This window comes from Colwellia sp. C2M11, assembly GCF_018860915.1.
In the GTDB taxonomy this organism is placed as follows: domain Bacteria; phylum Pseudomonadota; class Gammaproteobacteria; order Enterobacterales; family Alteromonadaceae; genus Colwellia.
Map to the genome: position 1 here is coordinate 26,761 of NZ_JAHKQD010000049.1, position 13,968 is coordinate 40,728.

Sequence of the window (13,968 nt, forward strand, 5' to 3'; positions counted from 1 at the left end):
TTTAGTGATCTTGCTCAAACTGGCTATATTGTTCAACTAAGTTAAATAAGAACGCTTTACCTGCAGAGCTAATAAACCAACTATTGCCCCCTGTTTTATAGGCAAAATTTCGAATAGTTATAAAGTCTATCGCTTTAGGCCAGTTGTCTATTTTAATCGCTTTGAGAATAGCTAATGACTCATCGTCTTTTGACAATGTTAATAAATCGTTCTCATTAAAACCAAATTGAGCTTGGCATAATTGCTCAAGTTCACGTCCTGTTTGACTATAGTAACGGCCTAATTGCAGTAAAATAGCTTGTACTTTTAAGGCATTATCATCTGCTTCATCGCTACTATCAGCACGTAATTCACGAACATAATAAAAATCCCCTGCGCTATGTAAACAAAGTTCATAACCTAAATGTTGATATAAGGATTCAAAATGCTGGGATGAATTAAATAAACAGGTAAATAACGGGTTATCGATATTTTTAGCATTTATATCGTCATACACTAGCTTAGTAATGACTTTTCCTTGGTTGAATTGACGAAAAATTGCTGCGCTATGTTGCGCATTAACTTGCTCAAAGCTATTAATGATTTGTTGATTTGTTGGTGATAAATTGTTTTGAGCTGATTCTTGGTCATCATTTTCATCACCACTTACACTACTACCTACATCATTAGGTACTTGCGTGTTGTCATTGGTGTTTTGACTACTATTTTCACCAGCATCTAACTTAGGCTTATAGCCACTATTAGTAGTATTCACGTCGTCGGCTTCTGTTGTTATGTCTTTGTCATTACTCATTATTTCGTGATCTCTTTTTCATTGCACTTAGGCTGATTAGCAATTACTTTTTTACGGCGGTAAATATAAATTTCATCGTTATGTCGTAAGTAGGCTTTTTGGTTTACCGTTCTTAACGTGAAGTTAGCTTGTTGCTCTTGCATTAATTGGCATGCACCAATAAGGTCTACCAGTCGATAATCGTCAAAACTATCACTTAGACGACAATGTAGCATTGCTGTTAAGTCATTGCTTTCTCTTAATTTAATAGTATTTAAATGTTCAAACATCGCAAGAGATCGCTTAAGAACAAGTGACTCGCTATCATCAATAACCGCAGTTAAATTGAAGTTTTCATTGTCTGAATTAAAATGTCCATCAAGGTTCAAGGCTTCAAGGCGCAGTGATAACTCAGTGAATAAGTTATTAAAATAACTGGTTGACTGCCCTACTCTAAAATCTTTTAATTTGCTTGCTCGTTTTAGGCTATTAATAAAATCAAATTCTTTAACAAGGTTATTATCTATTTTGGTTTTATTTAAACTTCGCTCAAGTGTTTTGTCATAAGCAGACAGTAATTTTTGATGAAAATGCTCCATAGCATTACTTTGCAGTAACGCTGAACGCGTTTTCCTTAAAAACTGATCTACTTGGTGAGCTACTTCGGTTATAGGGAGAAAAATGTTACTAAAACTCATGCTATAACGTAATACTTGTGAACTTAAGGCATGTTTATTATTGCCTGAAAAGGCGTTTTTAAAGCTCTCTAACGTGGCAAATAAATTAGTACCTTTGGCCAAGCGAGTACTGTGATTCAAAAAGTTTTGTGTTGGTTTTATATGACGCTCAAATAAATGTGTAATTTGCGCCAACATTTTTTCTTTATGCTCGTTACCTAAATATTGATTATTCGTTGTAGATGAATCGTTACTGACTACTTCTGTAAATACTTGACTCGACATTGCTTCAAGATCTTTTCCAAGTCCTTGCATTCGGTCAATATTTTGTTTGAGCAAACTTAACAATTCACTTAACTGCTGAACTAAGTCGTCTACAAATTCTAAGTAATCTGGATCGTCATCAATAAACGATAGCTCGGCATTATTAACTCGCTCTTGTAAGCGCCAAAGTGACGCGAGTCGAGATTTCAGTTTAGAATCAGTCAACTCTTGATACAGTGAACTTTCACAAAGGCGGAATATACTAATAATCCCTTCTTGAAAACTTAAGCGGCATGTTCCTTGATAAATATCTTTATCCATCAATATGTGACTTTGCAATAAGTTGTCGGTATCAAATGCAAGCGTAATACGCTGACTTTCAATATGACTTACTTGTTGAGAGTACTGTAAAATTTCTAGTGCTAAGTGAGACTCAGTAATAAAACGGACTTTGTTGTTATCCATAGTACGAATAACATTAAACATGATTGTTGGGTGATCTAATAATATGCGTAACGTTTCAATCGTATTAAATTTTTTATCTGAGTGCTTTTGCCCACTTGATACCAAGGTGGTTTGAGTTGAGCTATTCTCGTTGCTGATTGCTTTACTGATAGCCACTTAAGCTTCCTCATTCCCTTGTTTTACTTCACTGGTAATCGTTTGGCTCTCAGTAATATCATTTTCAAGTACTTTACTTTTATTTACTTGTTTGTCAGCTATTTGGTCATCATCATTTTGCAAATCAAATATATCCGTTTGCCCTGCTTCGATACCAGCAAGTAAACCAAGTTGCGACTCTGTTGATTGATCATTATCATGTAGCAAGCTTTCATCAAGCGATGTAAATAACTCTGCGCCGCCCCAATAAACTAATGTACGCTCTTTGGAATAAGGCTTTTGTGTGCGCATGGCCCCTATTTCATGATAACGACCAATTTTATAAATAAGTTGTGAACTAGCACTATGCGTTGATGCAGCGAATAAAGTAAAGCCACTCGATTTAATATCATCAAGTAACCAATCAAATTGTTTAACATCAACGGTCGCTACTTCATCTAGCACTAATGGAAGTAATAAATCATAACCACTGGCACGTAGACGTTTAAGTAATATTTGTACTAACTTTAGGTTGATTAATGCTGTTGTTGAATTGGATTGTTGTTTACTTTGCCACTGTGTTTGATTTCTTTTACGGGTTTTATAAGATAAGTTTTCAATAATCTTATCCATAGTTAAGCGCTGACTAACGGCCTTTACATTTGAACCACTACTTTTACTTGCGAATATTCCTGAATTGGCAAAAGCACGTAATCTTGCATAAAAATTATCTGAAATTAATTGTTCGGCATATAAGTCAACATGTTGTAATTCTTGTACTAGATTTTCGAACCGTTTATCGATATGAATTTCAACGCTGATACCGTCTAGATCATTAATACTGATTTGTGAAAAATCTCGATTAAGTCCGGTTTCAAAATCTTTAATATAATCGAAGTTTTGTTGTAATAAATTCATGTAACTTTGTACAGATTCATTATGCACATAAATCTGCTCATTCAGCATGGTTTGACGTGCTTCTAAATTAGTATAAACATCACTTAATGCTTCAAACGTTTTTCTAACAACAGAGAAACTTGGTGCTTCGTTCATAATCCCCTGTTTATCAACAATAATTTGTTCTAACACAAAGTTACATAAACCTTTTTGTAACTGTAAATTCAGCTCAGTTAACGACGCTAATTGCGCTTCAATATCTGCTAACTCTGCTGTTGTTAACGTAAATTGGCGTGTTGAGGTAATGGATTTTTCTAAAGCCTGAGCACAACGGGGATAACGCGTTTTTATGCTATCGGCTTGTTTTTGTAATTGCACTAAACTATTTACTTGATTAGCAATAGTTTGCCAATTAAGTTTTGCTTGCTCTGCTGTTTGTTGTAACTGACTTAGCGTGGTTGATGCTTTACCTTGTTCATCGGCTAGCTCTGTTGTTTTCCTTCGTACTTGCTCAAGCTCTTGCGTTACTTCTTCTAGGCTTAAATTATTATGTTCAAGGTGCTTAAGCGTAAGTAACTCTTCTTCTGCAAGATTTATATCACGGGTTAGACGTTTGATCTCACCAGCATTGGCGATACTATTATTTTGAGATTGTCGTAATGCTTGTAACGATTGTCTATCTGCTTTTAAGTCAGCTTCTACATCTGTTAGTCTAAGTTTACTATCATCGTTAAGTTGTTGGGATTGTTGATTAAAGACTTCATCAAATAAAATGACTGCATCACTTTTATTTTCAAACAACTCTGCAAACTGATTGAAAGCTGCTAACTGTAGTTCAGTTAAATTTTTACCTGGGTTTGCTAGTGCTAAACGTTTATTTATTGCAGCGTATACTTGCCAAGTACGTTTAGGCAATTGATTACTTAAGGAAAATTCTTGGGTATTAATCCGCGTAATTAAACGTTGTTGCTCACTTTCATTCTGGTTAATACTTGCTTCAAGTTTAGCAATACGATTAATACTTGCTGTTCTATCTTGGTGTGCAGCTAAGTCTTCTTTCATTGTGGCAATATCGTCATTAAACCATTCAATAACGGTATGAAGTGGTTTATCTGGATAGCCAGCGAGAAGCAATTGTGCTTTATCTAATGCTTTGGTTAAACGTGTGTATTTAGTATTGAGTTTATTTTCTTCAATTTGCTCTGCTTTTAAACTAACTTTTATACTTTGCACTAATGCCTGTTGGTCTTTCAACTCGCTGCTAGACTCACTGACAACATTAGCAGCGAGTTGTAAATGCTTTTTCAATTCACTAAGTTGGGTATTAAGCGAGATATAAAAGTTAGCAAAATCTTTGTCTGCCATTTGAAAACGAGAATACTGCTGAAAGTTTTCTTGTAGGCCTTGGTATTTGTTTTCTAAGTTAGAGATTTTGATTAGCTCTAACTCTTGTTGTTTTAGTTCGTCGTGCTTTGATAGAAACTGATCAATGTTAAAATCTAAAATATCACTAGTGAATTTTTTATCCGCTTCGATGATATTTGCAACGGCTTTCGCTACACCACCGCTACCTGAATTCATTTCAAATAATAAGAGCACTAAAGTACGTAACGATTCAATTCGCGCGTCATCACACTCAGCAAGTGGAAACACACTGTAACGCATATTCTGGGGCACTAGTTGCTCGTTCGCGTAAAGTAATTCTTTTAACTTAGTGGTGTCTTTGATTGATACAGTATCTTTATGTAAACTTTTCAGTTGTTTAAAAACTTCGCTGCTACTTAAACTGTTAGCACGATAACCAATACCGTCTTCATCTCCATCAAGCTGCCAAAATAAATGACGAATTTGATCGAATGCTAGCGGTGTGAAAATTCGACTGTAACTTAAATAGCCAGTACTTGGATGTAGAATTTGGCAATGATTATACTCAGTGCCTGCATGTTGATGACTTACTTCTAAAATTAAGAAACTGTATTTACTTGGGAAATAATGATGATAACTTTCTTCATTGTCATAAAAACCATCATTTTTAGGGGTACTGAATGCAAATTTGTTTTTTGAATTCTTAAAATTGTTTTCAGGTAATAAAAATAATCGTAGTGAGTTTAATATACTCGATTTACCAATATTACCATCAGCGAGTAAAATAGCATGTTCATCTACCGGTAGTTCTACATAGCAAAAACCCGCTGAGTCAACGAGTACCATACGCTTAATTTCAAATTTGTATTGTGACGACATGTCTTACCTTTTTCTTTTTGTCTGACAAATTCAGTTTTGTCTGAACTCGACCTTTAATGGGTCATTAATTAGGTTATTACCAAGTTTTACTGACGTTTTAAACTAATGTGTATTAGTTATATACTATTTATCTAATTCGGTCTGACAAATAGACTTCTTGTTCCATAAACGCTCTAGTGTGCTGGAACGCATGGGCTAAATCAACCAAATCAAGTTGTTCTGCTAACTTAATTGCTTGTTGCCAACTCTCTGGTTTTTCTGGGGTTTTATTAAAGTGGTTTTTTAGAAATTTCTCGTTGTTAACTTGATTGTTACTTGGCTGCATAAATAACAGTTCCGTGTTAATTGTATGTGCTTTAAATAGTTTGCGTAAAGTCGAAAACATGGTTAAACCACCAAGATCATAATCAAAACAGCATAATATTGTTTGATATTGGCAGAAAAAATCCGCATGTAATGCATTAGTTATACTATTACCGTGCCCAAAAGCAATATCAAGGGCCTGTAGATCATAATTAACATTTGAAGATGTTTCATCTAACAGAGCAGCTAAAAACTCATTGTATCGAAAAAAATTCTCTTGATTTTCAATTATTACTAAGGTTTTTTGGGGCTTAAAGCTCAATGCTAATTCTGAATGACTACACACAACAACATGAGGACATTTAGGTTTTTCTTGCCAGTATTGATGATTAAATGCTTCAGGAAACACCAACACGAAGCTCATTGAACTTTTATGTTGGTGTGAATTTCCTTTAACTGCGGCTTCAGCTCTATTCGTACTAGGTGTCGCTGCTGATAATAACTGTTCAAAACAGGCTTTATCAACAACTGTTACCAGAAACTTTCCATTGCCTTTTACTTTGCTGACACTAAAAATATGTCGCCAATTTTGCTGATGCAATTTAGGTAGCAAGGTTAAAAAACGTGTGAAGTTTATTATTTTTCCTTCCTGGATTGCCAACAAGTATTGGTGAAGATTCATTAATGTTGTACTGTTTTCAACGGTTGTAATTCCAGCACTAAGGCAGGATCAATTCTCACATCAAACCAATTAATACGCCAATCTAAGTGAGGTCCTGTCGCTCGACCACTTTGGCCTACGGCAGCAACTACTTGTCCTTGTGTTACTTTATCGCCTTTTTTAACATACGAATCACTTAAATGTAAAAAAGTAGAGCTAACGCCCTGACCATGATCAATAATCATAGTTCCCCCCGAATAAAACATATCAGGAACCCACAGTAATACAGTGCCAGAAGCCGGTGCTTTTACTGGATCACCCGTATTACCGGCATAGTCTAGACCAAAATGAGGATTTTTAGATACGCCATTATAAACACGTTGGCTACCATAAACACCGGTAATGGTACCTTCAATAGGAGGAATAAAGCCTTGAGCAAAATAATCAAGCGAGCTGGCAATTTTTCTAGCCGCTTTTACTTGTGTACTATCTTTTCTAGCACGTATAGCGGCTTTAGGGTTTGGCTGCATAATGCTTTTTTTAATGCCTTCAATCCGTTGAATGTTATATTCACGTTGCTCAGGTATTAATATTTTCTCTACCCGATCACCATTAATTGAAGTGATGACTAGTTTATGGCTTTGTTTATCATCACGAGAAAAGCCAAACGTGTAATCACCCTTAGCTGATACCATTAATGTTTTACCATTTAGCTTAACAGTGTCACTTGGTAATGTTTTACCAACAATTAAACCGCCCTGCTTAATAACACCTGATAAAGCGATATTTTTTGTATTCACTTTTTCAATTGTTTCAGCTTTATCACTCAAAACATTAGTCGCTGCTTGAGTTGGAGCACTTGTTACATAGCCACCAGCAAAAGTTAATGCCATTAGCGTTAAACGAAAGGTATTATTAATCATAAACAAACTAACCATGAACAATGGCTCCTTTAGCAACCCCTTCATACGCAATAACTTTAATGGTGTTATTAGCGAGTTCAGGGTGTTCTGCTTTTACTTGTCGTAAAATAAAATCAGCCAGTAATTCTACTGTTGAATCACAATCAACAACATCAAGAATTTTAGTATCAACAGCAATATCAAATCGCCCTTGTGGCGCATGATAACTAAAATATTGATGATCAGGGGTTAAGTCCTTCATTGCTTGAGCTGATAATTGAATGTCATCTACAGAAATTCTATCGGCTTCACTGGCAATGTAAATATCTTGCCAGCGTTTACACCAAGCAGCTTCTAAATTTGCATCTCTTTTATCATCAACTAATATTTGAATTTTAGAACGATGACCATGGGCAATACGTTGGCAATTACCATCATGGAGCTTTAAACCGTGAGTGTAATGATAATAATCGGTTGGGATATTTTCAGGACGTAATACTAACGTTAACCCTTCAACATTATTGGGTAACTGCGCTAATATTATTGCTTTTAAATGCTCAATTACTGCTGGTACTGTTATGGTTAAGCAATCAATTGCGGCAAAAGCACACGCAGGTGATTGTAAATAATAACTAGCAATATCACTTACAAAGTCAACTGTTTGATGACCGTCATTATAGGGTGACTCTGCTAAGGTTACCGCTTGCTCTTGCATTGGCAACAATAATTTATGGTCAACTGCATCGTCAATAATGGCTTTAATTTGCTTTTTAACGACGGCAAAATCAAGCACCATGCTCATTTCATTTAATGAGCCATCGAGTAACACGTCAACAATCCAGCTTTCACCCACAATACCGCGCTGTTTACACAGGTACGAAAAATCAATAACGGTTAAATCATCTACAAATAATTGCATTTTTTTCCTTAATTTACTTTTGGCTCTCAATTGTTAATTAGATTGTTTAGCTATTACGTTAGTTATTTACAAAAGGTAAACAACTAACCAACACATAACTTAGTCTTTTACTTGCCACAAAATATCGTCATCGGCACGCACAGGTACAACAACGTCGTCACCAAAACTCATGGTAGCCGGTACTTTCCACGATTTTTTAACTAAGGTTATTTTGTCAGTGTTAATAGGTAATTGGTAAAACTCTGGTCCATTTAAACTAGCAAATGCTTCTAATTTATCAAGGGCATTTTCTTGTTCAAATACTTCAGCATATAACTCGATGGCAGCATGAGCTGAATAAACACCAGCACAACCACAAGCCGACTCTTTAGCATGCTGTGCATGTGGTGCTGAATCTGTACCTAAGAAAAACTTAGCACTACCACTTGTTGCCGCTTCAATAAGTGCTTGTTGATGTATATTACGCTTTAAAATTGGTAAGCAGAAATAATGTGGTCGAATGCCGCCTACTAACATGTCATTACGGTTATAGAGTAAATGATGAACCGTAATCGTTGCCGCAACATTGTTACTCGCTGATTTAACAAAATCGACAGCATTTTTTGTGGTGATATGTTCTAGCACTACTTTTAAATTTGGGTAGTTAGCAACGAGTGGTGACAATATAGTGTCAATAAATACTTGTTCACGGTCAAAAATATCAATATTGCAATCGGTAACTTCACCATGAATTAATAATGGCATACCAACACTTTGCATTGCGGCAAAAACATCTGCCATTTTAGCTATGTCAGTTACCCCAGAAGAAGAGTTAGTTGTTGCTCCTGCAGGATAAAGCTTAGCAGCAAATACAAGACCAGATTCTTTTGCTTCAATAATATCTTGTGCGCTTGTTTGATCAGTTAAATATAACACCATTAATGGTTTAAAATTGTCATTAGCTGCAACAGCCATAATGCGATCATGATAACTTTTGGCTAGTTTAGCATCCGTTACCGGCGGCACTAAATTTGGCATTACAATGGCACGAGCAAAATAGCGACTAATATCTGCGACGGTATTTTTTAGTACCAAACCATCGCGTAAATGTACATGCCAGTCGTCAGGACGCGTGATAGTAAGGGTATTTTCTGTATTTGCTTGTGCTTTATTTGTCATGGTAACTCTCTTTTCTTTAACGTAACTCACTTAATAGTAAATTACTGATAAATTATTAATTTTCAACGCGCTAACAAAAAAATCCATAGTTACGCGTAACTTATTTGATGGTGATTGGTATTAGTAAATCAATTATTTTCAATTATTTCTTCATCATTATTTGCTAACAATGCTTGCAGTTGTTCCTTTAAATTAGGAGGCACTTTAAAAATAGTAATTGAATCATTATGAGGGTTATAAACGACATCTTGACCAAAGTGACTACGTTCAAAACTTAAACTAATGCCATTACCATAACCCGAATATTTCGTTATTTTATTAACAACGGTTTGGTCATGAGGAAAAGACTCTTCAATAGGATAAGATTGTTGCTGACAAAATTGATAAAAGTTTTGTTCATTACCATCACTATCAGTTGCTGTATGGCCAATGACTTTGCCAACTTCTTGCATAGACACATCTTGAGAACTTGCTTTTTGCTCTTTACAGTAATTAAGTAACTCTTTACGTGTTTGCTGTTTTTCATTTGAATCAAGTTGGTTAACAGCGACATAGTCTTCTACTGCTTGTACTAATGTTTGGGTTTGCTCTTTTGAATTTAAGCCTTCTTCGCAACCTAAAAAATCGAGAAAGAAATCAGAAACCTTACGTCCGGCACGTCCTTTAATAAAGGAAATATATCGGTTACCGCTAGCATTTTGCTGATAATCAAATAAATCGATACGCGCTGCTAACTGTAATTTAGTAGTATCAAGGTGTTGATCCGCTGAAATATTTAATTCACCATCAACACTATAATGCTCAGATACAGGAATCACGGCAACCAATAAGTAACGTCCACCCATATATTCATAATGACAAACAACTAAATAACCGGTTTCGTCTAGATCATATTTTTCTATTTCATTTTTTAAGGTATTTGCCGCTTGTGTACTAAAAGTATAAAAGTTTTGGCGCTCGCCTAAGTAACTTTCCATTAAATCAACAAAACGAGCAGTGACGGTATCGCTACTATCTATATCACTTTCGGTACTGCTTGCAGAACTACCAGGTGCAGGCATAGAAGAGAAACTACCATAAGCTTTACTGCCTTTAGCATTATAAATACTATGCAAACCGTCAACAAAAGCGGTTATTTTAGGCCCAATTTCTATACTCTCAGGCCCTAAGCGTAGTAAAACTTCGCTTGATTCTTCTTTTTTCGAAATAAAATGTAGTGCTATGTTAGAAATTATTAAACTCATAAGTAAGGGTCTATGTTAGGGATATATTAGTATATTGTGCAGGCATTTGATAAACTGCAAAAATATTATTAATCATCAGCAATTAAGTGTCATTATGCCCATTGTATCGAAATACTCAAACGAACGTGTAGAAAAAATTATCCAAGAACTTATGGATGTTCTTGTAAATGAATCAGCAACAACCGATTTAGCCTTAATGTGTTTAGGAAATACAATAACTAATGTTATTAGTAAAATTCCTGCCGACAAACAAAGTGCTATTGTAGACAATTTTACTCGCGCATTGAATCAATCTATCCAAAAAACTCACTAGTTTTATTGATAACTAGTGAATAATTCATTTTATAATTTCATCAGATAAGAAGAATAAAGTTCAATGGTCACTTTTGATACCAAAACCTATAGTAGAAAGCTGTTACATTTAATAAGTTGGAGCCATTGGTTCACATTTTTTAATATTTTTGCAGCAATAGCCCTCTCCTCTTATTACCTTTTCAGTGAAACTGCACCGACTACATTTTTAGGTCAAATGTATCTTGTTACTACTTGGGTTAGTCATATTGCTTTTCTAACCTTTATTAGCTTTGTGTTAATTTTGTTTCCATTGATCATTATTTGGCCTAATACCAAAGTGATTAGATCCAGTGCTTCAATAATATTTACCCTTGGACTGCTGTTGCTATTACTTGATGGTTTTATTTATAGTCGTTTGGGTTATCATTTAAATGCATCTTCCAGTGCTCAAATTTTTAGTTTGATTCAAGAAATAGCACAGAAAAATGTTATTTTTTATACTGTTAGTGGTTTTTTAGCTATTTTAATTTTAGCTTTTGAATTCACTATTAGTAATTATGCATGGAAGCACTTGAAAAAATTACAAAAAACGATTTTTGCTCGTTTTGTTATTTTTGGCTTAGTCGCATCATTCTTCTTTAGTCATTTAACTCATATTTGGGCTGATGCTAACTTAGATTACGATATATTACGCCAAGATACGGTATTACCTCTATCTTACCCTGCAACCGCTCAAACTTTACTTACCAAGTACGGTTTATTTGATGTTGACGATTATATAGAACGTAAAACAAGCCCATTATCGTTTAGCAGTGCTATTCCACCTTACCCAAGTTTAACGTCAGGGCAATGTGAAATAACTAACGCAGATCAGTCGGTATTTATAGTACTTACTGATGCACAGTTAAATACCGAGCAACTACAACGTTTTAGCAATAGAACAAGTGGTAATAGTTACCAATTTAATAACCATGTAGACTCGGCGCTAAATGATGAAGCCTGGTTTAAATTGTTTTATTCTTTACCAAATATTTATCAAGACGATATTTTAAAGCAATCCACTAAGCCATTGCTATTTCAAGCCATTGAAAAGCAAAATTTAGCCAGTAGTTTTACGTTAATAGATAAATCTGACGTAAACTCAATAACTGATCAACATAACGCACCTTGGTTTGTTTCTTTGTTTGACGAAAAGAGTCACCTTAACGATATATCGAGCCTAATTTTCGCTGATAAACTTAATAGCAAAAAGTTAGGATTACATATAATTTACTTTAAAAGTGCAATCAGTAACGATGTTGAAAGCAGTATCAGTAAGTATCAATTTGAGCTTTTTGTTGATGCTTTATTATTAGCACAGCAACAAAAACAGCAAAAAGATATTATTTGGATTAGTTCAATTGGAAATCAAATAGAAGATACCCAATTAATTACTAAGCCTGCATTACTGATAACACCTTACAAAAAAGCCCAAAGGCAAGTAAATAAGGATATTGTTACTAAGTTAACAAGCCATATGGATTTACAATCTACACTCATGAAAAATTGGCTTGGCTGTGATACTGAAGATAAAAAATATAGTAATGGTTCAGATCTTATTACATTAAATAAAGACCGTGTTATTGCAAATACTTCTGCGGCTGGTTTGATGGTATTTAACAAAGATAAATCTGTTTTTATTGATAGAAATGGTAATTTTCATAGTTATTCTAGTAAATTAAATGCCCCGATCACCGTAAATAAAGATTTTCCTTTAATGATTGATGGTGTTCACTTTATTAAACGCTTTAGTAAGCAATTAGAACAAGAGAATGAATAATACCAAGTCCATTAAGTTAGTTCCCACTCAGAGCTTGCCAGTGGTTTGAGAACAAATATAATTTTTTACCTATAGTTATTCTATATGAAAGAAATTTTGTGCGGTTATCATATCACTGGAAAGCTCCCAAAGGGCGAGTCTAAAAGGTCTATATACCGCGTTATTGATTTTGACAAGGGAATAACCATTCTCTTCAATCAATGCCTTGCCGACATGGATGTCGGTACTTAAGTTATGTTTGGAACGTATAACTTGTGCCTCTAAACCTTTTAACTCTCGCTGAGTGAGAAGAAACTTATTGGAATTGGTATAATTGTTCATTCGTTAGACGGTTAGTTATTATTGATTAACCGTTCTAATAAATGTCGTTGCATTCGTTTGAGAAACGATTATTATAGTCAGCGTAAATCAAGTGTACTTATGGTGATCTCCCCAGATTATTATTTCTTTAGAAACATAAGTATTAGCTAACTGATTAGAACATTGCTTTACAAATCGGGGTATAGCGCAGCTTGGTAGCGCGTGCGTCTGGGGGACGTGAGGTCGCAAGTTCGAATCTTGCTACTCCGACCAAATTATAGAAAGCCCGTTTAATACGGGCTTTCGCATTTCTAAACAAGAATAAAAGCAGCCCCTTGTTATCTACTATTTCAGATGAATGTTTTTAAAAGCAAAGGTATGCTTGCTTATTCCAATAAAAATTATCCTTCGGGATTAACATACCCTATATGATCGAGTTATTATCTTGCTCATATAATTCTAATGGAAGACCATCAGGATCATGAAAGAATGTAAATTTCCTATTTGTGAATTCATCTATTCGAATGGTTTCTACAGCAATATGGTGTGATAAAAGATAATCGCGTACTGACTCAACTGATTCAACAGTAAAGGCTAAATGCCTTAAACCTAGTGCTTCAGGATAACTAGGTCGTTCTGGAGCGTTTAAAAATGAAAATAATTCTATTTTGCCTCCCTGTGGAAGTTGAAGGTCGAGTTTAAATGAGTCACGGTCTTTTCTATAGTTTTCAGCTAAAACTTCTAACCCAAGAATTCTTGTATAAAAATGCTTAGACTTTTCGTAATTTGAGCAAATAATTGCAGCATGGTGAATTGATTTAAGCAAACTATCTCCTTAGCTCGTCATGTATTGTATATTCTTATTCATTTATATCGATGCTGTTTATCAAGTTATACTGATATAGCGCTTGAGA

Annotated in this window: 11 protein-coding genes and 1 tRNA gene; 3 read left to right on the forward strand and 9 right to left on the reverse strand. The window is 34.8% G+C overall.

Annotated features, from left to right (window positions below):
• Position 1: 1 nt before the first annotated feature.
• The 8 genes from KO509_RS14835 to yejK form a co-directional block, all read right to left on the reverse strand.
• The gene (locus tag KO509_RS14835; protein WP_215974056.1) at positions 2-793 is read right to left on the reverse strand and encodes a hypothetical protein; all 792 of its coding nucleotides are present in this window, start codon (positions 791-793) and stop codon (positions 2-4) included.
• The gene (locus KO509_RS14840) at positions 793-2,334 is read right to left on the reverse strand and encodes a hypothetical protein (RefSeq protein ID WP_215974057.1); all 1,542 of its coding nucleotides are present in this window, start codon (positions 2,332-2,334) and stop codon (positions 793-795) included. The genes KO509_RS14835 and KO509_RS14840 overlap by 1 nt, the downstream gene beginning before the upstream one ends.
• Complete coding sequence (locus KO509_RS14845) at positions 2,335-5,454, reverse strand: hypothetical protein (protein WP_215974058.1); 3,120 nt, start codon at positions 5,452-5,454, stop codon at positions 2,335-2,337.
• A 127-nt stretch (positions 5,455-5,581) separates the two neighbouring features.
• Positions 5,582-6,439: a hypothetical protein gene (locus KO509_RS14850; protein WP_215974059.1), complete on the reverse strand. Its 858-nt coding sequence runs from the start codon at positions 6,437-6,439 to the stop codon at positions 5,582-5,584.
• Positions 6,439-7,341, reverse strand: coding sequence for a M23 family metallopeptidase (locus KO509_RS14855; protein ID WP_252727616.1), 903 nt, complete (start codon positions 7,339-7,341; stop codon positions 6,439-6,441). Before KO509_RS14855 ends, KO509_RS14850 begins: the two co-directional genes overlap by 1 nt.
• A gap of 7 nt (positions 7,342-7,348) precedes the next feature.
• Positions 7,349-8,239 carry a 6-carboxytetrahydropterin synthase gene (locus tag KO509_RS14860; RefSeq protein WP_215974060.1) on the reverse strand — a complete coding sequence of 297 codons (891 nt, stop codon included), beginning with the start codon at positions 8,237-8,239 and terminating at the stop codon, positions 7,349-7,351.
• A 99-nt stretch (positions 8,240-8,338) separates the two neighbouring features.
• The gene (pyrC, locus tag KO509_RS14865) at positions 8,339-9,397 is read right to left on the reverse strand and encodes a dihydroorotase (protein ID WP_215974061.1); all 1,059 of its coding nucleotides are present in this window, start codon (positions 9,395-9,397) and stop codon (positions 8,339-8,341) included.
• Positions 9,398-9,525: 128 nt separating this feature from the next.
• Positions 9,526-10,641 (reverse strand): nucleoid-associated protein YejK, encoded by a 1,116-nt coding sequence (gene yejK, locus KO509_RS14870; RefSeq protein ID WP_215974062.1) that lies wholly within the window; start codon positions 10,639-10,641, stop codon positions 9,526-9,528.
• 94 nt (positions 10,642-10,735) lie between these two features.
• On the opposite strand from yejK, the gene KO509_RS14875 reads away from it, so the two are divergent.
• From KO509_RS14875 to KO509_RS14885, 3 genes are all read left to right on the forward strand, one after another.
• Positions 10,736-10,954, forward strand: coding sequence for a DUF1414 domain-containing protein (locus KO509_RS14875; protein ID WP_159820311.1), 219 nt, complete (start codon positions 10,736-10,738; stop codon positions 10,952-10,954).
• A gap of 63 nt (positions 10,955-11,017) precedes the next feature.
• Positions 11,018-12,754 carry a DUF3413 domain-containing protein gene (locus KO509_RS14880; RefSeq protein ID WP_215974063.1) on the forward strand — a complete coding sequence of 579 codons (1,737 nt, stop codon included), beginning with the start codon at positions 11,018-11,020 and terminating at the stop codon, positions 12,752-12,754.
• A gap of 496 nt (positions 12,755-13,250) precedes the next feature.
• Positions 13,251-13,327: transfer RNA gene (locus KO509_RS14885), tRNA-Pro, on the forward strand.
• Between the two features lie 151 nt (positions 13,328-13,478).
• Here the strand turns inward: KO509_RS14885 and KO509_RS14890 are convergent.
• The gene (locus KO509_RS14890; RefSeq protein ID WP_215974064.1) at positions 13,479-13,880 is read right to left on the reverse strand and encodes a VOC family protein; all 402 of its coding nucleotides are present in this window, start codon (positions 13,878-13,880) and stop codon (positions 13,479-13,481) included.
• Between the last annotated feature and the right edge of the window lie 88 nt (positions 13,881-13,968).

Bases quoted from the DNA above. Each gene is read 5' to 3' on its own strand.
- KO509_RS14835 (WP_215974056.1), bottom strand. From the start codon at position 793: ATGAGTAATGACAAAGACATAACAACAGAAGCCGACGACGTGAATACT.
- KO509_RS14845 (WP_215974058.1), bottom strand. From the start codon at position 5,454: ATGTCGTCACAATACAAATTTGAAATTAAGCGTATGGTACTCGTTGAC.
- KO509_RS14850 (WP_215974059.1), bottom strand. From the start codon at position 6,439: ATGAATCTTCACCAATACTTGTTGGCAATCCAGGAAGGAAAAATAATA.
- KO509_RS14855 (WP_252727616.1), bottom strand. From the start codon at position 7,341: ATGATTAATAATACCTTTCGTTTAACGCTAATGGCATTAACTTTTGCT.
- KO509_RS14860 (WP_215974060.1), bottom strand. From the start codon at position 8,239: ATGCAATTATTTGTAGATGATTTAACCGTTATTGATTTTTCGTACCTG.
- pyrC (WP_215974061.1), bottom strand. From the start codon at position 9,397: ATGACAAATAAAGCACAAGCAAATACAGAAAATACCCTTACTATCACG.
- yejK (WP_215974062.1), bottom strand. From the start codon at position 10,641: ATGAGTTTAATAATTTCTAACATAGCACTACATTTTATTTCGAAAAAA.
- KO509_RS14875 (WP_159820311.1), top strand. From the start codon at position 10,736: ATGCCCATTGTATCGAAATACTCAAACGAACGTGTAGAAAAAATTATC.
- KO509_RS14880 (WP_215974063.1), top strand. From the start codon at position 11,018: ATGGTCACTTTTGATACCAAAACCTATAGTAGAAAGCTGTTACATTTA.